At 68.9% G+C, this 22581-nt stretch carries 25 protein-coding genes and 1 pseudogene; 15 read left to right on the top strand and 11 right to left on the bottom strand.

The annotated features are described in order from the left end of the window. The first annotated feature begins 12 nt into the window (after positions 1–12). Positions 13–744 (top strand): hypothetical protein, encoded by a 732-nt coding sequence (locus BOQ63_RS02335; protein ID WP_143174597.1) that lies wholly within the window; start codon positions 13–15, stop codon positions 742–744. A 350-nt stretch (positions 745–1094) separates the two neighbouring features. Beyond that, entirely contained in the window at positions 1095–1520 is a 426-nt protein-coding gene (locus BOQ63_RS02330) for a helicase-related protein (RefSeq protein ID WP_072653269.1), read from the top strand. 744 nt (positions 1521–2264) lie between these two features. On the opposite strand, the gene BOQ63_RS02325 is transcribed toward BOQ63_RS02330, so the two are convergent. After that, positions 2265–2525, bottom strand: a complete 261-nt coding sequence (locus tag BOQ63_RS02325) for a hypothetical protein (protein WP_143174596.1) — start codon at positions 2523–2525, stop codon at positions 2265–2267. Positions 2526–4266: 1741 nt separating this feature from the next. On the opposite strand from BOQ63_RS02325, the gene BOQ63_RS02320 reads away from it, so the two are divergent. Both BOQ63_RS02320 and BOQ63_RS02315 read left to right on the top strand, forming a co-directional pair. Next, complete coding sequence (locus BOQ63_RS02320) at positions 4267–4623, top strand: YciI family protein (RefSeq protein ID WP_072653267.1); 357 nt, start codon at positions 4267–4269, stop codon at positions 4621–4623. Then, a complete protein-coding gene (locus tag BOQ63_RS02315; RefSeq protein ID WP_072653266.1) occupies positions 4620–5858 on the top strand; it encodes an RNA polymerase sigma factor in 1239 nt (412 codons plus the stop codon). The genes BOQ63_RS02320 and BOQ63_RS02315 overlap by 4 nt, the downstream gene beginning before the upstream one ends. Here BOQ63_RS02315 and BOQ63_RS02310 read toward each other — a convergent pair whose 3' ends face one another. From BOQ63_RS02310 to BOQ63_RS02285, 6 genes and pseudogenes are all read right to left on the bottom strand, one after another. Next, positions 5859–6212: a hypothetical protein gene (locus BOQ63_RS02310; protein WP_072653265.1), complete on the bottom strand. Its 354-nt coding sequence runs from the start codon at positions 6210–6212 to the stop codon at positions 5859–5861. Between the two features lie 52 nt (positions 6213–6264). Further along, positions 6265–6429 (bottom strand): hypothetical protein, encoded by a 165-nt coding sequence (locus tag BOQ63_RS02305; protein ID WP_167395641.1) that lies wholly within the window; start codon positions 6427–6429, stop codon positions 6265–6267. A 32-nt stretch (positions 6430–6461) separates the two neighbouring features. Further along, positions 6462–7552 (bottom strand): annotated as a pseudogene (locus BOQ63_RS02300) (integrase core domain-containing protein). A 313-nt stretch (positions 7553–7865) separates the two neighbouring features. Beyond that, the gene (locus tag BOQ63_RS02295) at positions 7866–8417 is read right to left on the bottom strand and encodes a GNAT family N-acetyltransferase (protein ID WP_454130923.1); all 552 of its coding nucleotides are present in this window, start codon (positions 8415–8417) and stop codon (positions 7866–7868) included. Positions 8418–8576: 159 nt separating this feature from the next. Continuing rightward, positions 8577–9101, bottom strand: coding sequence for a GNAT family N-acetyltransferase (locus BOQ63_RS02290; protein ID WP_072653263.1), 525 nt, complete (start codon positions 9099–9101; stop codon positions 8577–8579). Then, positions 9086–10360, bottom strand: coding sequence for an NsdA family TPR-like regulatory protein (locus BOQ63_RS02285; RefSeq protein ID WP_072653262.1), 1275 nt, complete (start codon positions 10358–10360; stop codon positions 9086–9088). Before BOQ63_RS02285 ends, BOQ63_RS02290 begins: the two co-directional genes overlap by 16 nt. Before the next feature lie 258 nt (positions 10361–10618). On the opposite strand from BOQ63_RS02285, the gene BOQ63_RS02280 reads away from it, so the two are divergent. Beyond that, positions 10619–10990, top strand: a complete 372-nt coding sequence (locus BOQ63_RS02280) for a hypothetical protein (RefSeq protein ID WP_072653261.1) — start codon at positions 10619–10621, stop codon at positions 10988–10990. 41 nt (positions 10991–11031) lie between these two features. Here BOQ63_RS02280 and BOQ63_RS02275 read toward each other — a convergent pair whose 3' ends face one another. Beyond that, positions 11032–12222, bottom strand: a complete 1191-nt coding sequence (locus BOQ63_RS02275) for an IS110 family RNA-guided transposase (RefSeq protein ID WP_072653260.1) — start codon at positions 12220–12222, stop codon at positions 11032–11034. Between the two features lie 266 nt (positions 12223–12488). Between BOQ63_RS02275 and BOQ63_RS02270 the strand changes: the two genes are divergently transcribed. The 7 genes from BOQ63_RS02270 (at position 12489) to BOQ63_RS02240 (ending at position 17716) form a co-directional block, all read left to right on the top strand. Further along, positions 12489–12971 (top strand): ATP-binding protein, encoded by a 483-nt coding sequence (locus tag BOQ63_RS02270; RefSeq protein ID WP_072653259.1) that lies wholly within the window; start codon positions 12489–12491, stop codon positions 12969–12971. Positions 12972–13166: 195 nt separating this feature from the next. Further along, a complete protein-coding gene (locus BOQ63_RS02265; RefSeq protein ID WP_072653258.1) occupies positions 13167–13652 on the top strand; it encodes a hypothetical protein in 486 nt (161 codons plus the stop codon). Between the two features lie 310 nt (positions 13653–13962). Beyond that, entirely contained in the window at positions 13963–15276 is a 1314-nt protein-coding gene (locus BOQ63_RS02260) for a helix-turn-helix domain-containing protein (protein ID WP_072653257.1), read from the top strand. A gap of 102 nt (positions 15277–15378) precedes the next feature. Continuing rightward, positions 15379–15600 carry a hypothetical protein gene (locus BOQ63_RS02255; RefSeq protein ID WP_072653256.1) on the top strand — a complete coding sequence of 74 codons (222 nt, stop codon included), beginning with the start codon at positions 15379–15381 and terminating at the stop codon, positions 15598–15600. Next, positions 15597–16151: a dTDP-4-dehydrorhamnose 3,5-epimerase family protein gene (locus tag BOQ63_RS02250; RefSeq protein ID WP_072653255.1), complete on the top strand. Its 555-nt coding sequence runs from the start codon at positions 15597–15599 to the stop codon at positions 16149–16151. Before BOQ63_RS02255 ends, BOQ63_RS02250 begins: the two co-directional genes overlap by 4 nt. Positions 16152–16187: 36 nt before the next feature. Beyond that, positions 16188–17159: a dTDP-glucose 4,6-dehydratase gene (gene rfbB, locus BOQ63_RS02245; RefSeq protein ID WP_072653254.1), complete on the top strand. Its 972-nt coding sequence runs from the start codon at positions 16188–16190 to the stop codon at positions 17157–17159. Continuing rightward, positions 17156–17716: an ATP-grasp domain-containing protein gene (locus BOQ63_RS02240; protein WP_465398274.1), complete on the top strand. Its 561-nt coding sequence runs from the start codon at positions 17156–17158 to the stop codon at positions 17714–17716. The genes rfbB and BOQ63_RS02240 overlap by 4 nt, the downstream gene beginning before the upstream one ends. On the opposite strand, the gene BOQ63_RS02235 is transcribed toward BOQ63_RS02240, so the two are convergent. The 3 genes from BOQ63_RS02235 to BOQ63_RS02225 form a co-directional block, all read right to left on the bottom strand. Then, positions 17634–17837 (bottom strand): hypothetical protein, encoded by a 204-nt coding sequence (locus BOQ63_RS02235; protein WP_499503653.1) that lies wholly within the window; start codon positions 17835–17837, stop codon positions 17634–17636. The two genes, BOQ63_RS02240 and BOQ63_RS02235, sit on opposite strands and share 83 nt — an antisense overlap. Positions 17838–18056: 219 nt before the next feature. Then, positions 18057–19397: an IS630 family transposase gene (locus BOQ63_RS02230; RefSeq protein WP_072653251.1), complete on the bottom strand. Its 1341-nt coding sequence runs from the start codon at positions 19395–19397 to the stop codon at positions 18057–18059. A gap of 78 nt (positions 19398–19475) precedes the next feature. Continuing rightward, positions 19476–20816, bottom strand: a complete 1341-nt coding sequence (locus BOQ63_RS02225) for an IS630 family transposase (RefSeq protein WP_072653251.1) — start codon at positions 20814–20816, stop codon at positions 19476–19478. A gap of 22 nt (positions 20817–20838) precedes the next feature. Between BOQ63_RS02225 and BOQ63_RS02220 the strand changes: the two genes are divergently transcribed. From BOQ63_RS02220 to BOQ63_RS02210, 3 genes are all read left to right on the top strand, one after another. After that, positions 20839–21177, top strand: a complete 339-nt coding sequence (locus tag BOQ63_RS02220; RefSeq protein ID WP_072653250.1) for a hypothetical protein — start codon at positions 20839–20841, stop codon at positions 21175–21177. A 233-nt stretch (positions 21178–21410) separates the two neighbouring features. Continuing rightward, positions 21411–21665 (top strand): hypothetical protein, encoded by a 255-nt coding sequence (locus BOQ63_RS02215; RefSeq protein WP_454130929.1) that lies wholly within the window; start codon positions 21411–21413, stop codon positions 21663–21665. A 176-nt stretch (positions 21666–21841) separates the two neighbouring features. Then, a complete protein-coding gene (locus tag BOQ63_RS02210; RefSeq protein ID WP_072653248.1) occupies positions 21842–22096 on the top strand; it encodes a hypothetical protein in 255 nt (84 codons plus the stop codon). The last annotated feature ends 485 nt before the right edge of the window (positions 22097–22581 follow it).

Raw genomic sequence — 22581 nt, 5'->3', positions numbered from 1 at the left:
GCGAAGCGGCCGGTGAGGCAGGCCGCGCAAGTGATCCGAGGGCATAAGGCACTGCTGCTGCTGCCTGGGATCGCGGGCGTGGTGCTAGCCGGTGTAGGTGGATTGCTCGTCATGGCGGTGGTGGGGCTCTGGCCGGGGGCCATCGTGGGAAACCTCGCGCTGGGCATGACCGCGATCCTCGTCATGTCGACCCTCGCCACGTTCTTCAACGCGGTATTGATTGTCGCGGCGTATGACGCTCTACAGGGACGGAAAGTAGGGGTCAGGTCCAGCTACAGGCGAGCGGTTCGGCGGCTTCCGGCGATCGTGATGTGGGCACTGGTTGGTGTTGTGGTGGTCTTCTTTGGGACGCTGCTACTGATTGGAATCCCATGGGCGATGGCGTCCTACCTAGTGCTACCAGCGATGATGATCGACGGCATTGGGGTCCGTGAGGCGATGCAGACTTCCCGACAGGCGTTCAAGGCTCATGGCGGAGAGACCACACGCAATTCGACCTGGATTGCATTGCCCGTTGTGCTGTCGCTTCCCCCGTCAGTGGTGATCTTCTTTTTGGGCCTTACAGCAGCCGACCAGGTCTCCGGGGCGCTAGCCATGGCGGGCGCTGCTCTGTGGCTGGCGGTCGCTGTGACCGCAACAGCAAGCCTGTCCGGGGTGTTCCGAGTGCGTCACTACTGGGAACTGGCCTGTCAACCGGCCAGAGTGCCAAGGCCTTCGGGGCTGAACGTTTCGTCAGTGGAGTAGTACGGGCGGGCAGAGCCCCTCGCCACCGTGTCCCTGCATGTGCCAACGATCCGGCTGGTGGCTACCCCGGGCCGCGGATCGGCCCGCACGCTGTCGTTGCTGGTTGGAAAACCAGACAGCCGGCCCGAACGGTGGCCCCGACCGGCCGCTGTGGGACGCGACCGTCGCCGCGCTCGCGGCCGTCGGCATCGACGTCGTCCAGGCCGGGGACGGCCGCTCCGGCGCGGTGCTCCAACCCGGGCCGCGCGACCTGGCCGTCGCGGTCGGCTGGCGGCCCACCGGCCAGCACCCGCTGCCCGGCGGCGTCCTCGACCGCGGAAGGGCTGCCCCGGGTCCTGGACCTGCGCCGGGTGATCACGTTCCACTCGCGGGTGGCCGGGGCGCGGGAGTTCGCCGCGGACCTGCCGGCGGCGGCCGCGCTGCTGAAGGATGCGGACCGTCCGGAGCGGATCTGGGCGAAGGCGGTGGCCGGCACCGACCGACTGCGGGCCCGCTGGGCGCCATCGCCGGAGTTCAAGGCCCACACCGGCGACGACGGCGAAGAGTGCGGCATCCTCTGCAACAGCCGGCTGCTGACGGAGGGGATCGACGTCGCCGCCGTGGACGCGGTCTGCTTCGCCGACCCCAAGAGCTCGGTGATCGACATCGTCCAGGCCGTCGGCCGCACGCTGCGCCTGTCCTACCGGCAGGGCAACGTCTCCTGGATCATCCCCGTATACCTCCCACCCCGCTGGTCGGTGACGAGACAGCCGGCGCCGACAAAACGGCCGACGTGAAGGACGCCGCGAAGTCGTGAAGGCCGAAGCCGACACCGAGATCGAGGCCTCCGGCTTCCGCACGATCTGGCGGGTCCTGCGGGCCCTGGCCGCGCACGACGCCCGGGTCATGGGCCGGACACCGAGCTGCGTGCCCACCGCGCCCAGCCCCAGCACGCCATGGCGCAGGTCTCTGAGGACGGCGCGGCCGCAGAGGCCGGGGCGGGCGAGCAGCCGCCGGCGACGGCGGAGCGGTCGCCGGTCGACTGGCTGCAGATCGATGCCCGCCGGCATGCGGCGCGAATCCTCCAGACGGTGGAGCTCCGGGCGTTCAACCCGCGGGCCGTCGAGTGGCAGCGCATGAACGCCGTTGCCGCCGTGTTCCACCTGGAGCACGGCCACCTCGACCCCAGCGACCGCGAGAAGCACGGCGCTGGGCCAGGTCCTCGGCTCGGGGTGCCCTGCGGCGCTGGCTGGCGGGACCCTGCCCGGCGGCCTGGCGGCCTTCGTGGTCCCGGCTGGGCCGCCGGTGTTCGGCGGGGTGGTGCGTCGTTGAGCCCGGGCATCGCCAGCTCGGCCCGGCCCGGCCTACCGGATGCCATCGCTCGGTGGGCCGCCCCGTGCTGGGCGCCCTCCGTCTTCCTGGCGCTCTGTTTTGTCGTGGCTGCGGTCCGCTGCAGTGGCCGGGCACCTACGGCTCCCCCCGTTCCGTAGTGGCACGCGGGCGCGTATCCCGGGACCTCGGGATGCGCGCCCGCCGGTTCATCAGCTGGTGGGCGGCTGGTCCTCCAGTACTTCGAGGACCTCGACCGAGGGGGTCATCACGATGTACGCGCCGTTGACGTCGATGCTTGTCCACCAGGTGCCCCGGTCCACTCGGTGTCCGGCGAGGCCCCACTGGACCATCACCTCCTCTTCTCCCAGCCGGAAGACCCGCCGGCGCCGTGGGTGCACCGTTTGGACGTCGACTTCCTCCAGGGGACGCGCCCGCGCCTGCGTCCACCAGTTCCGTTCTGCGATCGCCATGTTCGGTACAACGACCGGCACTGGTGAGCGGTACGACAAGCACCCGTGACCACAGGGCCGTCAGCTCACGTGCGTGGCTGCACTGCTGCTTCGTCCGGGGCCGGCCCGCCGCGCGCGTGCCTTACCGGGGTCCAGGGCGGGTTCGGTTTCTCGCGTCCGGCTGGTGCCGGCCGCTCGTGTGGGTGTCGGTGGGTCGCCGGGATGGGGCGTGGTCCGGTGGCCGTGTATCGCGTTAGGTCCGGGTCGGGTGGGACGGGGATCGGTGGTCAGCGGGCCAGATGGTGCGGTTGAGCATGGTGGCGAGGAGGCGGAGGGCTGTTTCCGCGTCGGTGAGCTCGTCGTCGGTGGGGAGGTGGCTCCGAAGGTGCGGCCCTCGGGGGCATCGAGGGCGCGCCAGTGGAGGATCGGGTCGAGGTGGCTGGTGCACTGGGCGAGGAGCCCGAGGTGGCCGTGAGTGCGGGCGATGGTCATGGCGAGGGCGGCGATCGCCTCGCGCGGGGCGGCGAGCCGCTCGATCGTCGGCACGCCTGATGACGGTCGGCGGGGCCGATCGCATCGCCCAGAGCGGCCGCGGTGCCCCGGACCAGGGCTGAGTCATCGGCGACGAGACTCCATGTCCCCTCCGCCAGCTGCTGTTCGGCGTCCCGAATGACGCGCTCTATGGCCGCTAAGCCAACGGTGGGCCGCGGTCCCAAGGCAATCCATTTTCCTCGGGACTGTTACCGCCCAGCAGATGGGAGTCGACCCGCTCCCAGGGCAGCAAGGCAGCCACCGACCCGGTGAACCCCGCAGGTCACAGCACTAGAGACGCGATTCAACGCTTCGATGAGGCACTGCAGTAGTGAAGTCACTCGCCGAGTGATCAGGGTGCCGGGTCGGAGTGGGTCTGGAGCACCCCGACCCGGCACCGTGATCAGACCGATGGCGAACTCTGAACTCCCTGCTTGGATGTCTCGCGAGGTTCCTGGTCGTCGTCGCGACGCCGGGATCGACGAGCTTCGACGGCCAGGCTCAGCGCCGAGCTGAGGACACTGAGAACGCCAGCAACTACCGACAGGACATCTGTCATGGCGGGCCCTTCGGACACGGCGGTTCGGGCCTCAGCACAGAGATGGCGGGGGCGCAGACCACCGATAGGTGTCTCCCCCCGTCCCCTTGCCATGAGCCGCTGTCGCGACGGGCCAGCGTGGTTCACGCGGCGCGTGCCCGATGTCTGGCCTACTGGCCGCCGACGCCAATGGTGGCGCTGGCAGGGACTGAGCAAGCCGAAGCTCCCTCTGACGGCCAGTATGCCCCTCCTACGGCCAAGCACACAGCAAATCGCGCTAGTTCAGAGAAGGCACGTAAGGCAAGTGGGCCCGATCAGTCCGTACCTTACAGATATCCGAGGGTTCGTCAGGCACGTACGGTACAGCAGCGGGCGTGCTCGGCGGCGTAAGCGAAGTCTGCCGCGAAGTCCGGGTTTCTGCCGGTTCCAGCGCTGGCACGCGGCCTCCCAGTCGGTCCGGGTCCGCCGCTGCCGTCCGTCGGCCTGGTGAGGATGGCTCGCGCGAGCCATCAAGCGGGCGCCCGATGGCGTGGCCCCGTCCTGGCCGCCGTCCTCGGCGCCGTCCCGGCCGCCGTCGTGCTGCAAAATTCTTCTGTGCGGGTTGTCGATCTGCAGCCTCGCCATTCGTCATCCCGGTGTTGCCGCACCACGGGCAACACACGAACCCGACGAAAGACGAAAGAGGAGTTCACCGTGAGGTACATGCTGCTCATCATCGGCACCCAGGACGCCGAGCCCCCGGCGGCCGAAGCCGACCAGGGCCTCATGGAGGCGTTCATGGCATACCACAAGGCGGTTTACGACGCTGGCGTCATGGTCGACAGCAACGTGCTGGACTCCTTCGAGACCGCCACCTCAGTCCAGGTGGACAAGAACGGGGAGCGCATCGTCACCGACGGGCCCTTCGCCGAGACCCGGGAGTATCTGGGCGGCTACTACATCCTCGACCTCCCCGATCTGGATGCCGCGATCGACTGGGCTGCCCGCTGCCCCGGGGCCCGGGCCGGGCGGGTCGAGGTGCGCCCGATCCAGGACTTCAACCTGTCATGAGCGGCGGGCGGGCGGCCGGCCTGGTCGAGGCGGTGTTTCGTGAGGAGCGGGGCCGGCTGCTCGCCATGCTCGTGCGCCAGTTCGGTGACCTCGACCTCGCCGAGGATGTCGCGTCCGAGGCCGTCGAGGCTGCCCTGGAGCGCTGGCCCGTCGACGGGGTGCCGACGACACCCGTGGCCTGGTTGCTCACCACCGCACGGCGCAAGGCCGTCGACCGGTTGCGGCGGGACAGGGCCTACGCCGAGCGGCTCGCGATCATGCACGCCGAGGCGCGGCACCTCGTCCCCGCGGTGCCCGAGCGGGAGAGCGACGGCGTCCCCGACGAACGGCTGCGCCTGTTCTTCACCTGCTGTCATCCCGCACTGTCGGTCGAGGCCCAGGTCGCGCTGACGCTCCGGTGTCTCGCGGGGCTGTCCACACCCGAGGTGGCGCGGGCCTTTCTGGTACCCGAGGCCACGATGGCGCAGCGGATCGTGCGGGCCAAGCGCAAGGTCCGCGACGCACGGATCCCGTTCCGTGTGCCCGAGGCCGACGAGTTGGCCGGGCGCATTCCCGGTGTGCTGCGCGTGGTCTACCTGATCTTCACGGAGGGCTACGCCGCCAGCGCGGGCGAGGACCTGGTACGTCACGACCTGACCGACGAGGCGATCCGGCTGGCACGGATCCTGCACCGGCTGTTGCCCGCGGAACCCGAGGTGAACGGGCTGCTCGCGCTGCTGCTCCTGGTCGACGCCCGTCGCGCCGCCCGCGTCGACGCGGCGGGGGAGCTGGTGTCCCTGGAGGACCAGGACCGCGCTCTGTGGGATGCCGACCGCATCGCCGAGGGCCGCGGCCTGGTCATCGCCGCCTTGTGCGGGCCTCGCCCCGGCCCGTACGCGCTGCAGGCGGCGATCGCGGCCGTGCACGATGAGGCCGCTGACGTCGCCACGACCGACTGGCCGCAGGTCGTGGCGCTCTACGACGTGCTGTTGCGGGTGTCCCCGTCTCCGGTGGTCGAGCTCAACCGGGCGGTAGCCGTGGCGATGCGCGACGGCCCGGAGGCCGGCCTCGCGGCGTTGGACGCGCTGAACGCCGACGCATTGCGGGGCTACCACCCGCTCCCGGCGGCGCGGGCGGATCTGCTGCGCAGACTCGGCCGCACTGCCGAGGCGGCCGCGGCCTACCGGGCCGCGCTCGAACTCGTCGACAACGAGCGGGAGCGGACCTTCCTGCGCAGAAGACTGGCCGACCTCTGATCACTGACAATCAGGTCCGGCGCGTACGGGGCGAACCCACGGCAGGACGTCGCCGCCTGCGCCCGCGAGGCCGCCCACCAGGCCCGCCAGACCACCGACCTGGCCCACCGCCGTCTCGCGGGCACCGTAGCCCAGCCCCTCTACACCGCACTCGACCGCGCCGGCCTCTACACCCTGACCGACGACGACCACCAGGCCCTCCGCGACCTCACCCGCACCCTCGACCCCGCCACGCTGCGCCAGGTCATGAGCTGGCTGGAGCGCACTCGCACCGCGGCCTTCGCGCTGCGCGGCCCTGGGCAGGACCGGCCCGCCCGGCCCGTCGAGCAGCTTGCGGATCCGCTGGATGTCCAACCTCAGTGGCAGCGTCTCCCCGCTCCGGCAACCGATCAGACATCCCCCACCGTCACTTCCTGATTGCGGTCGTAGCCACACCGAAGGTGAGCGTGCCCGTCAGCAGCGCGCAGGCGAGCGAGACGGCTGCCCACTGCCCGATGGAGTCGACCTGGTCGCCGAACCCGAGTAGTTGCCAGACGGTGTCCCGCAGCGCCAACGATGCCGGCAGTGCCAACGCTGCGGGTGCCGAAAAATCATCCGGCCTGGTCACGCGGTATGTTGGTACTCGTGGAGGGTTCCGCTGAGCCGGTTTCGTCGACGGACGTCCAGGTTGCCGAGCGGTGCTGGCGGGTTGATTGGTTCGGGTAGTGGGCGCAGGGGTGCGGCTTGTCCCAGTGTTCGGTGTGGCCGGTGCTCGTTGTAGTGGGTCTCGAACTCGCGGAGCGTGTAGAGGAGGTGGCTCTGGTTCCAGATGAGGATGCGGTCGAGGAGCTCCCTGCGGCAGGTCTGTATCCAGCGCTCGATGAGGGAGTTCGTCCGGGGTATCCGGATGCCGGTGGTCACGATCTCGATTCCGGCGTCGGTCAGCAGCGCTTCAAAAGCGGCGGTGAACTTGGAGTCGCGGTCGCGGATGAGGAATCTGGCCCGGCTGCCGGCGTCCTCGAGGTCCATGAGGAGGTTGCGTCCGAGCTGCACGATCCAGTCGGCGGCGGGTGTGCGGTGGCGCCCAGGATCCTGACGCGCCTCGTGGCGTGCTCGATGACGGCGAAGACGTACAGGTGGGCCCCGGCCAGCGTGCGGACCTCGAAGAGGTCGCAGGCGAGAAGGGCCTCGGCCTGGCTGCGCAGGAAGTCGGCCCAGCGCGTGCTCTGCCGCTCGGGCGCGGGCGGGATGCCGTGCTCGCGGAGGATCTCCCAGACGGTCGAGGCGGCGACCTGGATACCGAGCGCGGCGAGTTCGCCGTGGATCCTGCGGTAGCCCCACGAGCTGTTCTCCCTGGCCAGGCGCAGCACCAGGGCACGGACCGAGCGGACGGTGGGTGGGCGCCCGCGGCGCTTCGGCACGCAGGTCGCGGCATGGCGTCGCTTGAGCAGGTCGCGGTGCCACCGCAGGACCGTGTCCGGGCGGACCAGCAGCAAAAAGCGCCGCAGCTTCTCCATCGGGAGGAGGTGGAGCAGGCCGGCGAGCACGGCGCGGTCGGTATCGGTGAAGACGGGCCTGTCGACCTGGCGCCGCAGGACCAGCAGCTGGTGCCGGAGCGCGAGGATCTCGATGTCCTTCTCTCTGTCGCTCATCGGCAGGATCCGCAGCAGCGCGAAGGTGTTGGTCGCGGCGAGGTAGGCCAGACGCAGCAGCACAACAGATCATCATGCCGTCTGCACTGACCCCTGGGGAAGACAACCAGGAGGCCTGCAGACACGACCCGCGATCAGGCAGACAAGGCTGTGACCAGGCCGGATGATTTATCGGCACCCGCAGAGTTCGCCGGTGCGACGGTTGCGGCGGACCAGCAGGTACCAGTGGCCGAGGCGACCGGCCGGCCGTGGATGTCGACCTCAGCCCAGTCGCCGTTTGGACGCCAGAGGCTGGGGCTGCTACCAACTCAGCTGAACGGATCTCCGCCCGGCACCATGGCAGGGCATAGGCCGGGGACGAGTCGGGACAATCCGCTCAGAGAGTGATCGGGCGCCACATGGAGACGTAGCGGGGAGAGTCCGGGTACGGCTGCATGATCCCCATCTCGGTGTAGCCCCACCGCTCGTATAGGGCCCGGACCTTCGGGTGCTCCTCGTCGACCAGGAGGTTCGAGCGTTCCCCGACCCGGTGGGAAAGGAGCTCCTCGTGCAGGGTGCGGGCGGTGCCGGTGCCACGGAAGTCGGCGCGGACCATCACCTCACACAGGGCGAAGGTGCGGGTGTCGTGCTCCGTCAGGTCCACGCCGGGCACCATGCTGACGAGGCCGGCCCACTTGTAGTCGGCGGTGCGGGCGAAGCCGTAGGCGTAGCCAATGGGGACGCCGTCCACCTCCCCGAGGGCGCAGCCCCAGCGCGGGGGCAGCGGCGTGGTGGTGGAGGCGGTCGGTGAACCGCTCGAGACGAACGGGTCCTCGGCGGCCTCGGTGGCGTAGATCTCGGCGTAGAGGTCGAGCAGCAGCGGTTCGACGGCGGGCAGGTTCTCGGCCGTGTGGTAGCTGACGGTCAGGGTCTCGGGCTGGGGCGTCACGCTGTAGCTCCTGATGGTGGGAGTCGGTGAAGCGGTTCCGAGGGCGACGGCCCGTGGCGACGCGCCCCTGAGCTGGATCACTCCCGAGGCGGCGAGCTGATCTTCCTCGGTGCGGCCGGGCCACTGCGCGCAGAGGTCCGGCCGCATCAGTCGGCGAGTTCAGGAGAGCGGCCGCACCATCACGGCGTAGACCGGGCTGTCGGCGAACGGCTGGCGGTCGCCAACCTTCTTGTATCGCCAGCTCTCGTAGAGCGCCTGCACCTTGGGGTGTTCGGTGTCGACCAGGAGGACGGCCAGGTCCTCCGCCCGGCCGGAGACCAGCTCGTCGTGGAGGCGGGTGGCCAGACCGGTCTTGCGCCACTTCGGGCGGACCATCAGTTCGGACACCGCGAACGTGGCGGAGGGCTCCGGTGCGGGGTCCAGGTGGTCTCGCCACCACTCGCGGCCGGCGGCCAGGGGCGCGCCGTAGGCGAATCCGGCCGGTTCGTCGTCGTCGTACGCCACCACGCTGCTGAAGCCGTCCATGCTGGTCCAGTGGTTGACGAACCACGGGAAGCGCTGGTTGAACTCGTCGTCCAACGCGTCGGCGTAGGCGTCCGCGTGCACGGCGATCAGCATCTCGCGGAACTCGGCGGTCACTTCGTCGGCGCGGTAGTGACGCAGGTGGATCACGTTCGGCTCCATTCGGCGCGGTAGCGGTCTGCCCACTCTTGCGCAGCTGGAGCGTTCGTGGAAAGGGTCAGCAGTTCGCGGTGGAAGTCGCCGAGCAGCGTGCGCATGCGGCCCGGGATCGGGGCGCCGGCCATGACGTCGAAGGCCGCGGATGCGGTGTGGACGGCCAGCTCCATTTCTCGCTGGTGGAGTTGGGCGAGGGCGAGCCGGGCGGTGGCGAGGCCGCGGTTTCGCCGGAACTGCGCTGACAGGAGGGCGAGTGCTTGGTGGGAGGCGCCTTCGGCGCTTGCAGCGTCGCCGAGGTGGTCTTGGACGACCGAGGTGAGAGCTTGCAGCTCGGCGGGGCCGTAGAAGGCGAACCAGGTTGGGCGGGGCTCGTTTCGTGCCCGGCTGAGGGCGTCTTGCGCCATCCCGATGGAGCGGAGGGCGCCTTGGCGGTCGCCCAGGCCGGCGTTGCCGATGGCCGTGCGGGCGTGGGCGAGGGAGGCGAACATGGGGTCGCGTCGGGTGATCCCTGTGCGCTGGGCTGCGCGGGCCGCCGCGACGGCGTCGGGGTAGTTGCCTAGCTGGTAAGCGAGAATGGCGATCATGTTCCAGGTTCGGAACGTGGCGATCGGGTCGCGGGCGAGGCCGGCCAGTCGCATGCAGGTGTCGAGGTGCTGCTGGGCTCGTTCGAGTTCCCGGGCGTCGATGCAGGACCATGCCGCGACGGCGGTGTAGTCGGCGGCGACGCTGAACAGGCGGTCCCGGATACGCTCGCTGGCCGTGCCGTTTCGCTGGAGGGCCTGGACCTGGTTGGCGCCAGCGAGTGCTGCTCTCTCCAGGGCGCCGTGGCCGCCCCGATGGTCGTCCAGGGCGTCGAGCGTTTCGAGGCCAGCGCGCAGCCGGATCACGTCGGACGTGCCGATGGTTGTCCGAGTGGTCGCGGCAGCGGGGGCTGAGGTGAGACCGACTGCTGCGGTGGCAGCGAGCCCCTTGAGGAAGGTCTGACGCTTCACGTCTTTCTCCGTCGGTGGGGGCGCGGGGTTCTTGCGCCGCGGCTTGAAGCCGAGCTGTTCGGCTGTGCAGTCGAATACTGCCTCTAGAGCGAGGCGTTGTCGCTCGTGTGGCCAGGTGATTTTGCCCGTCACCCAGTCACGGACGGTTCGCTCGGAGCAGGTGCCGTAACGGCCGGTGATTGCCCCGATCCTGGAGTTCACGCGATGGGCCAACTCGACCTGGGTGATGTTGAGTTCCCGCATCCGGCGTCGGATTTCCTGGTTGTCCCCCACGCGCCGAGAGTAGCGATGGCGTGACTTGCCGTGCCGGACTTTAGGCAAAGGGGACGTCAAAACTTCCGGGTGCTCGCACGCGGACGGCACGGAAACCACCCTGCCTGGTTTCGGCCGGTCGCCGTTGACTGGTTGCAGCCGACCGGACAACCCGCGGAAGCGGATCACGGAATAGTCCTCGTCGGCGGCCGCGCCCGGCCATGCCCCCCCGTCGTGCGCCGGGCGCGGCTCCAACTGTGCCGTCCGCTGGAGCTACCCATGCGAACCCCCGCCGCCGTCGTCTACCTGTGTACCGCCGACGACACCACCAGCCGTCAGCTCTACATCAACTGGTGCACCAATCGCGCCACCGCCGAAGACCTCCCGGTCAGTGAGGTCATCACCGACCACGACGAGCTGTTGCCAGCCGTCGAGCGCGTCGGCTGGCAGCGTGTCACCGAACTCGCCGCCGCCGGCTCCGTTGCGGCGGTGGTGACCGTGATCCGGTCGATGGTCGCTCCGGACTTCCGCACCTGGCGACGCCTCGCGGACCGCCTCGCCGAGCAGGGCGTCACCCTGCTCACCATGCGGCCCCCCGGCAAGGCGCTGCGGGACGGCGATGACCTGACCATCCTCGGGGCGCAGCTGTGAAGGGCGCGCAGCGAGGTCTCAACCACCTCCTAATGCTGTTGTCAAGCCGCTGATGTGACCGGGAGTTCACGTTGGTAGCACTTTCCGTCACGGATCAGGGCCCACAGGACGTTCACTCGTCGGCGAGCCAGTGCGAGCACGGCCTGGGTGTGGCGTTTGCCCTCGTTGCGCTTGCGCTCGTAGAAGCGGCGGGACGCCTCGCAGCTGCGGATGCTGATCAGCGCGGAGGTGTAGAAGACGCGTTGGAGGCCGCGGTGGTAGCGCCGGGGCCTGTGCAGGTTGCCGCTGACGTGGCCGGAGTCGCGCGGGACCGGCGCGACTCCGGCCAGGCTGGCAAGGCGGTCCGCGCTGCCGTACCGGCTCATGTCGCCGGCGGTGGCGGCGAGGAACTCCGCGTCCAGCAGTGGGCCGATGCCGGGCATGCTGGCGATCACCTCGGCGAGCTCGTGCTCGCGAAACCGGGCCGCAATGAGCTTGTCGATCTCGCCGATCTGCTCGTTGAGGCCCATCACCTCCTTGGCCAGGGTGTGGACCACCTGCGCGGCGATCTTCTCCCCGGGGACGGCGGTGTGCTGGCGCTCGGCCGCCTCCGTGGCGGCCTGGGCCAGGGCCTCGGCGCCGCGGACCTTGCGATTGCGAAGCCAGGTCGTGAGCCGGGTGCGGCCCGTGCGCCGCAGCGCGGCCGGGGTCTGGTAGCCGGTCAGCAGGATCAGCGGCCCCAGGTTGTCCAGGTCGAGGGCGCGCTCCAACGCCGGGAAGATGCCTGTGAGTTGACCGCGCAGACGGTTGATCCGGCGGGTGCGGTCGGCGCTGAGGTCGGCCCGCCGGCCGGTGAGGATCCGCAGCTCGACGGCGTGCTCGTCGTCCGGCCGCAGCACCGTGAGGTCGTGGCGCATGCGGGCCTGGTCGGCGATGACGGTCGCGTCCTTGGCGTCGGTCTTGCCGGTGCCCCGGTAGCCGGCCGAGGCCCGATTGACCGCCAGGCCGGGTATGTAGACGAGCTGCTGCCCGTGGTTGAGAAGGATGTTGATCCACAGGGCGGCCATGCCGTCCGCGACGTCTACCGCCCAGACCACGTCCTCGTCCAGGGCGAGGACGTCGGCGAGCAGAGCCAGCAGCTCCGGTTCGTCGTTCAGCACCCGGCGCGACAACAACCGTCTGCCCTCGGCGTCCAGCACCACGCAGTGGTGGTAGGTCTTGCCGATGTCCGTGCCCGCCCAGATCTGGGCCACCTGTTCCTCCGGTCGTTCGATCCCACTCCGTGCTCCGGACGACCTCGCCAGCGTGGTCCTACTCAGCGATGCACCCGAGGGGCTCGCAGCTCCTAATCAGCGGCCGAGTCGTCGTGAGACACCGGGCGGCCAGGTGACGTGAACCATCGCGTGCAACCGCCTGAAAGCCATACCCGGCGTCTCTGGGCCTCTGGACCTTACGACGGCCCGTTCAACCCATGCCAACAACGTAGGACCGCCTGACTATTAACGCGACAGCTACTCAGTTGGACGGCCGCCTGGCGGCCGTAAACCCGGTCCGGGATGTGCTCGCAACCGGCCTGTCTCGTTGGGGCGTCACTGAACCCGACCTCGGCGACGTGTTGCTCGTCGCCTACGAGCTGGTGGCCAACGCCGCGAGACACAGCCCGCCGGGCAGGCACCACGTTTCTCTGCACTTGTCGCCGGACGGAGACCGGATCGTGGTGACGGTCCACGACCTGAGCAGGGTCATGCCCCGGCTGTCGGCGGACGCCTTGGGCAACGACGACGTCGAGTCCGGCCGAGGCCTGCTCGTGGTCGCGGCTCTCTCGGTCAGCTGGGGCGCGGTGGTGACCTCTGGTGGCAAGAAGGTGTGGGCCGAGCTTGCTCTGGGGAAGGCCGTGCGGGTGTCGCCGCCGAGCCGTGCCGCCGAACGCGCACGCATCATCTCGGAGACCGTCCGTGTCTCCCGCCTGTTCGCGGTTCCCCGCTGGCACGCGACCGGGTAGGTCCCCGAGTCTCCTCCCCGGCCAGACCAACGACACCAGGCCGGGAGGCCCGGCCTTCCCTGGCTGGATCTCCCGTCGATCGCTTTTGAGCTCCCTCCGGAGGAAATCGTGTGTGGCGACGTAGTTGACGTTGCGCCGGCGCTGGCTGCTGATCCCGACCCGGCTGCTTCGGGTGGAGGACTGAGAGGCCGCCTGGTGACCGGTGCCGAGCGCACCGCCGCCGTGCGCCACTGGCTCCTGGCGGCCCTCCCCGATGGCGAGCGGACGGCCGCCGCCGCCGACTGGGCGACGCGCGGCGTCACGGTGCTGCCCTGCGGGATGCTGTTCTCGGCGGCGCGCCTGCCGTCCGACATCGTCGCCAGCGCGGCGGGCAGTGCGGACTGGGCGACCATCGATCGCTACCTCGCGGTGTCGTTCGACGGGCCGGTGTTCTGCACGGGGGACCGCGGCCTCTTCGTGGCGCTGCTGCCGCCGAGCGCGGTCCGCACCTGGACCGTGGCAGGTGTCGCCTTCCTCGGCCGGGGGTCCACCATGATGGTGCCGGTGCCCGGCCTCACGCGGGACCGTACCGCCGGGGCGTACTGGGCCGTACCGATGGAGTCCCCTGGGGTGCTCTGCCTACCGGACGACGTCGCGCACGTCGCCAGGCTCGGGCTCCGGAGAGGCGGCTGCCGTGCGTGAGGACCTGCCGCTCGACGTCGGCGCGGCTCGGGCTGCGGTGACGTGGGAGAGGCGATCGCGGCTGATGTCGAGGTGTCCTGGCCGCCGGGTGAGCAGGCCCTCAGCTACGTCGACCGCACGCCGGGCCGGACCGATGAGTGAGTCGGCCGGCCCCTCCCCGATCTAGCGTCGAGGAGGGCGAGCGCTGCCGCCGGAACACGGTGGCAACAACGGGGATCAGCCCCAGCGCGCCGCATGTGGGCGTGCGGGGCCCTACCAGGAGCATCCGCCCGCTGCTCCGGCGGCGGTCGGCTACCCACCGGGGGCCACGGTGACCGATGGCATCACGTTCGGCAGGTTCGTCTCGCTGCACCGCTCGGAGAAGGGTTGGACGCAGCTGCGGCTGGCGACCGAACTCGACCGTAGCGAGGAGTGGATGTCGAAGGTCGAGCGGGACCTCCAGCAGGTCAAGGACGTCCGGCTCTTACGGTTGCTGGCCGACGCTCTGGACGTCAAGATCGACGACCTGATGGCGTTGCCGCAACCCGTCCCGAACGAGTCGAGATCTCGGCGACGCCGTGTCAGCTCGGCTACGCTGGCGACGACTTCCGGTGCCGAGGAGGACGATGTGCGACGCCGCCCGTTCCTGACCATGGCGGCTGCCGCCCTCTTCGCCCCGGCTGTCGGGCAGCAGGTAGCGCGGGCCGAGGCGGCGTCGCCGCTCGCCGGCCTGGAGGATCTGCTGCTGTACGGGGCGGATCGAGTTCCTGCGCCGCGCTACGAGCCGACCCCGGAGTCCGTCGCGTCTTCGCTGGTGGCGTCACGCCGAGAGTTCAAAGCGGCCCGGTACGACGCCCTTGCTGAGGCGCTGCCGGCCCGGATCGTCGCCGCCGGGATGGTCGGAACGGCGGATGAGCGCGCCCGCCAAGTCGCCCGGCTCTATAACCTCGCGGCTCGGCTGTGCATCAAGATCGGTGACAACAACCTGGTGGCGATCACCTCCGATCGGGCGTTGACCGCAGCCCGGTCGGGCGGCGACCCGCTGGTCACCGCCGAGGCGCAGCGGATGGTGTCCAGCTCCTGGCGCCGCCAGGGCAGCCTGGCCAGGGCGACGGACATCGTGGTGGTCGCCGCCGAGGACTTGCTCGCTGACACCTCGGTGTCCGAGGGCGCCCGCCTGGCCACCCGTGGCGACCTGTACGCCACCGCTGCCTACACCGCGGCGAAGGCCGGCGATCGGGCCTATGCACACGCTCTCATCAGGGAGGCCGCCGACAGCGCTGCCGCTGCCGGACGTGCCTCTGGCCTGGTGGACGGTATCCAGGGTGTCGCGCTGCACGAGCTGTCGGTGCACTACGAACTCGGTGACGCCGGCCGCGCGATCGAGTTCGCCCGCACGGTCGACCCGACCGCCTTGCCGACCGCCGAGCGGCAGGCCCGCTTCTTCACCGACGTGGCCCGCGCGTTCGACCAATGGGGAAAGCCTGAGCAGACGTTCCAGGCCCTGCTCGCCGCTGAGGAGGCGGCCCCCCAGGAGGTGCGCCGTGGTGTGGTCCGTGACCTCGCCGCCGGCCTACTGCGGCATGACCGCAAGCTGCCGGGAGTGCGGGATTTCGCGGGGCGAGCGGGCGTACAGATCGTCTGACCCGTAGCCGGACTACGGCCCGTAGCCCGGCTACGGATTGCGGCATCGCCTCGGCAGTTCACTGGGATCGTCAACCCGTCCCATGCTGCGGAGGCTCCCGCCATGCCGACATTCAGCATCAGCCCGGCCCTTGCCGGGCTGACTGCCACCTCGCCGAGCCGTGACCGACTCGGCGCGTTTCTCGCCGCCTCCTGGGCAGCCCTACACCTGCCCGTACTCGCGCTGCTGGGCTTCGCGGCTCAGCACCAGATCGACGCCCAGCCCGAAGCAACAGCGCTCCCCGCCACCGCCCCGGACCGGCTCATCGAGGGTGGCCACCGGTGAAGGCCCGCGCCCTCGAAATCCCAGGGGCATTCGCCTTCGAACCGAACGCGCACCGCGACGTCCGAGGTGAACTCCAGGAGGTCTATCGGGAAGACGTGTTCCGCGTGGCCACCGGCCAGTCGTTCAGCTTGGCCCAAGCCAACACCGTCGTCTCCCGCCTCGGCGCGCTGCGCGGCATCAGCGTCGCCACCACCAGTCACGCCAAGTACGTCACCTGCACCAGTGGGGCGGTTCTCGATGCCTTGGTGGACCTGCGCACCGGATCGCCGACCTTCGGTACCTGGCGGCTGGAACACCTCGACGCCGAGCGACGCACCGCGCTGTACGTGCCGCCCGGCGTCGGCCACGCCACCTTCGCCCTCTGGGACCGCTCCACCGTCACCTACCTGCTCAACGAGCTACACCGGCCCGAGCAGTTCCTCACGATCGACCCGCTCGACGCCGACCTGGCCATCGAATGGCCGCCCGAGCCCGCCTCCATCGTCGTGGGCAACAGCCTGAGCCTCGCCGAGGCCCTGGACCGCAAGTTGCTGCCCGCCCAGACCGGCTGAACCTCCACCACACCTCACCCAGAATCGGTGACTCCCATGGAGAACATCCTCATCACCGGCGGCGCCGGCTTCATCGGATCGCACTTCGCCCGCCGCCTCATCAACGCCGACGACGTCGCCAAGGTGACCGTCCTGGACGCGCTCACCTACGCGGGCAACCTCGGAAACCTCGACGGCATCACCGACTCCAAGAAGTTCACCTTCGTCCAGGGCAGCATCCTCAACCGCGCTCTGGTCGACGCCCTGATGGAGACCCACGACGCCGTGGTCCACTTCGCCGCCGAGTCGCACGTCGACCGCTCCCTCGCCGACGCCGGGGGCTTCGTCTCCACCAACGTGCTCGGCACCCAGACGCTCCTCGACTCGGCTCGCCGCATCGGCATCCGCAAGTTCGTCCACATCTCGACCGACGAGGTGTACGGCTCCCTGCCGACCGGAACGGCCTTCGAGGCCGACCCGCTGCGCCCCACCGTGCCGTACTCCGCGTCCAAGGCGGCCTCCGACATGATCGCTTTGGCCTACCACTCCAGCTACGGCGTGCCGGTGTGCGTGACTCGCTCCTCCAACAACTACGGTCCCCGTCAGTACCCGGAGAAGCTGATCCCGCTGTTCGTCACCCGGCTGCTGGCCGGTGAGCAGGTCACCGTCCACGGCAACGGTGAGCACGTCCGCAACTGGCTCCACGTCACCGACAACTGTGCCGGCGTGGAGCTGGTCCTCCGCAAGGGCATCCCCGGCCAGGCGTACAACATCGGAGGCGGCACCGACCTGACCACCATCGAGCTGACCGGGATGCTCCTGCGAGCCACGGGCGCGGCCTGGAACCAGGTCACCTACGTGCCGGACCGGGCGGCCAACGACATCCGCTACTCCATGGACTGGGGCAAGCTCGCCCAGCTCGGCTACCGGCCTCGGCAGGACCTGGCGGCGGGCATCGCCGAGACCGTGGACTGGTACCGCTGCAACCCGGACTGGTGGCAGACCGGCGTTGCTCGGGCCGCCGCGTGAGCCGCCGCGACCTGAGGACGACCGAACCCGAGGAGCCCCGCCGCATCCTGGTGACCGGCGTCGGCGGAGCCCCCGGCCTGGATCTCGCGCTCACGCTCCTCAAGCTCGGCCACGAGGTCATCGGCACCGACTCCCACCCCCTCGCCCCGGGCCTGCTCGCACCCGGCATCACCGCCCGCACCATCGCGCGCGCCGACAGCCCTCTGTACGGCGCGGACCTGATGGAGCTGGTACACGACCTCAAGCCGGACGCCCTGATCTGCTGCGTCGAGAACGAGCTGCCCCAGCTGGTCCACCTGCGCGGCCACCTGGAACGCGCCGGGGTCCGGACCTGGCTGCCGCCTGCGGACACCGTCACCGCGGCGGGCGACAAGTGGGACTTCCACCAGGCGATGCGGGGCGCGCGGGTGCCCACCCCGCAGACGTGGCTGCCCGAAGAGATCGACCGGGTCCCCGAGGGCATCGAGCTGGTCGTCAAGCCGCGTCGCGGCCAGGGCTCCAAGGACGTGTACTTCTGCCGGTCCCGCGAACAGGCCCGGCGGTCGGACACGCCGTGAGCATTGCCGTCCAGGCTGCCTTCACAGCTTCGACGCCTCCCTGTAGCGGGTGACTGTAGAAGTCGGGCGCGAAGATCTCGTCCGCAGCCGCGATGTCACGCGTGTTGAAAGCCTCGTGCATGCGCTGTGCGAGGTGACGAGGATCGGGACTGGTCATAAGGCGTCCTTACTTGTCGGCAGGTAAGGATTGTGTCACGGGTCACTACGCGCCGTCTCGCCTCGGGGAAGGCCGATCTGTCGGTATTTCAGCGGCCGGTCGCGGTTCAGGCACACCGCCGCCAACCCGGCAAACCTATGCGGTCACAGCACTAGTGTCCTGCGCCAGAAGTCACACAAGTAATTATTCCTCTGTTGGTCGGCTAGGCGGATTGATCTTGGCGAGATAGTCGGCGAGGGACTTGAGGATCTCGTCGGCGGTCTTGGTCCAGGTGAAGGGCCGGGGGTTGTCGTTCCAGGTCGTGATCCAGGCCTTGATGTCGTCCTCCAGGGCCTGGACGGAGGTGTGGACGCCGCGGCGGATGAGTTTGTCGGTCAGCAGGCCGAACCAGCGCTCGACCTGGTTGAGCCAGGAGGAGCCGGTCGGAGTGAAGTGGACATGGAAGCGCGGGTGTTTGGCGAGCCAGGTCCGGATCTCGGCGGTGTTGTGGGTGGCGTAGTTGTCACACACCAGATGCACGTCGAGTTCGCGCGGGACGGCCTTGTCTATGGTGACCAGGAACTTCCTGAACTCGATGGCCCGGTGGCGGCGATGGAGTTCGCCGATGACGGTGCCGTCGGCGATGTTGAAGGCGGCGAACAGGCTGGTGATGCCGTGCCGCAGGTAGTCGTGGGTGCGTCGCTCGGGCATGCCCGGCATCATCGGCAGCACGGGCTGGGAGCGGTCCAGCGCTTGGATCTGGCTCTTCTCGTCGACGCATAGCACGACGGCCCGTTCGGGCGGGTTGTGGTAGAGGCCCACGACGTCGACGACCTTGTCGACGAACTGCGGGTCGGTGGACAGCTTGAAGGCGTCCTGCAGGTGGGGCTTGAGATCGAACTTCTTCCAGATCCGTCCGATGGTCGACTTCGAAAGGCCGCTGCGTTTGGCCATGGAGGCGCGCGACCAGTGCGTGTCCTTGCCGGAGTTCGACTCCAACGTCGCGACCACGACATCCTCGACCTGGTCGAGCAGGATCGAGGGCGGCCGGCCCGGACGGGGCTCGTCCTGCAAGCCGTCCAGCCGCCCGTCGACGAACCGGGCCCGCCACCGGTCGACCGTGGACTGGTCCACCCCAAGTTCGGCCGCCACCTGCTTGTTGGTCACCCCATCGGCACATCGCAGCACGATCTTCGCCCGCAGAGCCAGGAACTGTGCGGTCTTCGCCCGCCTTGCCCACCGTGTCAGCTGAGCCCGCTCATCCTCGGACAGGACAAGCGTGGACTTCGGCCGACCGATCGGGCCTTCGTCCACGAGCCCGGCCAGGCGCTCAGCGGCGAACTTCCCGCGCCACTTGCGCACCGTCTTGACGGCGACGCCAACAGCTTGGGCAGCACCGGCATTCGACATCCCGTCAGCGCACGCCAGGATGATCCGGGCCCGTTCCCCCGACCGCCGATCCGGCGACACTGCCAGACGAGCGAGCTCAACGCGCTCTTCCCGGGAAAGGACGATCTCTACAGCAGCAGGTCCTCGATGCGCCACAAGGAAAACAGTACCAACTAACTTGCTTAACTTCTGGCGCAGGACACTAGTGTCCTGCGCCAGAAGTCACACAAGTAATTATTCCTCTGTTGGTCGGCTAGGCGGATTGATCTTGGCGAGATAGTCGGCGAGGGACTTGAGGATCTCGTCGGCGGTCTTGGTCCAGGTGAAGGGCCGGGGGTTGTCGTTCCAGGTCGTGATCCAGGCCTTGATGTCGTCCTCCAGGGCCTGGACGGAGGTGTGGACGCCGCGGCGGATGAGTTTGTCGGTCAGCAGGCCGAACCAGCGCTCGACCTGGTTGAGCCAGGAGGAGCCGGTCGGAGTGAAGTGGACATGGAAGCGCGGGTGTTTGGCGAGCCAGGTCCGGATCTCGGCGGTGTTGTGGGTGGCGTAGTTGTCACACACCAGATGCACGTCGAGTTCGCGCGGGACGGCCTTGTCTATGGTGACCAGGAACTTCCTGAACTCGATGGCCCGGTGGCGGCGATGGAGTTCGCCGATGACGGTGCCGTCGGCGATGTTGAAGGCGGCGAACAGGCTGGTGATGCCGTGCCGCAGGTAGTCGTGGGTGCGTCGCTCGGGCATGCCCGGCATCATCGGCAGCACGGGCTGGGAGCGGTCCAGCGCTTGGATCTGGCTCTTCTCGTCGACGCATAGCACGACGGCCCGTTCGGGCGGGTTGTGGTAGAGGCCCACGACGTCGACGACCTTGTCGACGAACTGCGGGTCGGTGGACAGCTTGAAGGCGTCCTGCAGGTGGGGCTTGAGATCGAACTTCTTCCAGATCCGTCCGATGGTCGACTTCGAAAGGCCGCTGCGTTTGGCCATGGAGGCGCGCGACCAGTGCGTGTCCTTGCCGGAGTTCGACTCCAACGTCGCGACCACGACATCCTCGACCTGGTCGAGCAGGATCGAGGGCGGCCGGCCCGGACGGGGCTCGTCCTGCAAGCCGTCCAGCCGCCCGTCGACGAACCGGGCCCGCCACCGGTCGACCGTGGACTGGTCCACCCCAAGTTCGGCCGCCACCTGCTTGTTGGTCACCCCATCGGCACATCGCAGCACGATCTTCGCCCGCAGAGCCAGGAACTGTGCGGTCTTCGCCCGCCTTGCCCACCGTGTCAGCTGAGCCCGCTCATCCTCGGACAGGACAAGCGTGGACTTCGGCCGACCGATCGGGCCTTCGTCCACGAGCCCGGCCAGGCGCTCAGCGGCGAACTTCCCGCGCCACTTGCGCACCGTCTTGACGGCGACGCCAACAGCTTGGGCAGCACCGGCATTCGACATCCCGTCAGCGCACGCCAGGATGATCCGGGCCCGTTCCCCCGACCGCCGATCCGGCGACACTGCCAGACGAGCGAGCTCAACGCGCTCTTCCCGGGAAAGGACGATCTCTACAGCAGCAGGTCCTCGATGCGCCACAAGGAAAACAGTACCAACTAACTTGCTTAACTTCTGGCGCAGGACACTAGAAGGCGGTCGCGCCGCGACGCTGCCGGACTTCCTGCGGTGGGCGTTCGCGAGGCGGGTGGTGACCCATGAGCGACGGACCCCGCTCGACTACGAGATGCGGGAGCTGAAGATGGTGTGGACGGCGCCGGCGTACATCGGGACCGAGCAGGCGCACCTGGAAGAGGCAGAGCGGCAACAGGTGGCCCAGGACGCGGAGAACGCCGCCCGGCAGCGAAAGCGGGAGGCGAGCCAGCGCCGGCTGGAGGCCCGGCCTGCCCAGATCTGCGAGCTGACGAGGTCAGCCGGGAGAGGCAACGGTTCCAGGCGATGAAGACTGAGGGCGTGGTGCGTGGTACTGCGGTGGCGACCGCGGCCCGGGAGAAGGTCCTGGGCTGTCCGCGGTGGCGCGGGCGATCGCCCACCTCGCGCAGACGCACGGCATCACGGCGACGGTCGGGTGGAGCCTGGACGATCCTGGACTGGTTCCGCAGGGACCTGGACTGGTTCCGCAGGGACAACGACAAGCACGAGCGGTTCCTCAGCGACCTCGTACATCACCGGGACTTGGTGAACGTCGCCGGCATCGGGGTGGCCCGCTTGGGCTGCCACAAGGACACCTGGGCGTACTTCACCGACGCCCTGGCCAAGGACAGCCGCTCGCATGGCGCCGGGCAGGCGTTCCGCTCTCCGGCCGCTCAGGACATCACCGACGAGGGCAACGGCATGGTCGCGGTCCCTCTCGGGCAGCGCGCTGGCGGCGCTGCTCAGCTTCTGTCGCGATTCGCGGGAGCCGTCGGCAACTGGTCTGTGCGGCGCTGAAGCGGGTCGAGCCGGTGAACGGCGACCACTCCCTCCTGCCCGGTGATCCTCCTGGACGAGTGTCATCCGGGCGGAGTCCGGTGACGAGCCGAGCCGTGCCGCCGGTCGTAGGTTCCCGGCATGGCACTTCATTTGCTTCGACTACAACAGTCCGTAGCCACTCGGAGGCTCCCGAGATGACCGCAGCGCGGAACCCGGCCCACGGAGCCGCGGACCTGGCTGCGGCGATCACTACTGCCATGGCCGCAACCGCGGGTGGCTGCGCGCTGGTGGCCCTTGACGGCCGCGCGGGGGCGGGGAAGCCGAGGCTGGCGGACAGGATGGCGGAGACTCTCGGTGGTGGAGGCGAGGTGGCCGTCGTGCACCTCAAGAAGGTCCAGTACTGCCCGCACCTGATCGACGGCTGCCTCAGCCAGGCTGGCCTGGCTTGAAAGACTGGCCCCGGTCGCTGCCGAAATCACGTATTCACTTCAGTAATAGGAAGACCAAGTCCGATAAATTACGAATTTGTCCAACTTTGCCGCCCTGCAGTCCGCTCCGCGTGACTTATTTCACATAGCGCATGCGGAAAGCTGCACCTATATACTCATGAGGTGATCGCCGCCTTCCCGCATCTTCATCTACCTCCTGGGCTCATGTGAGAAGTCTTTGAGGGCGTAGCGCCCATATAAGGCCGATTGGGAGTGGAAAAGCGGCCGCACCATTTGATCGAACAAGAAGCCCGTGGGTCGACGCCAGATCCTTGACTCGTATCGACCGGCCAGGGGCCTCCAGTGCCTGCTGAGACCGAGGTCCTGTCGCCTGCCACGGGAACGCACTAGAGGCATTTTTAGGCTCCCCAAGGATGGCAGATAAATGAAAGATGGATTCTATCTATCATGCTATTTCAATCCAATTGGAATGCATAGGCTGGCAG

Origin of the sequence: Streptomyces viridifaciens, assembly GCF_001888885.2 — a bacterium.
In the GTDB taxonomy this organism is placed as follows: Bacteria; Actinomycetota; Actinomycetes; order Streptomycetales; family Streptomycetaceae; genus Kitasatospora; species Kitasatospora aureofaciens.
Note: the sequence above shows the minus strand (reverse complement) of the source record. Positions and strands in the feature narration are given on the sequence as shown.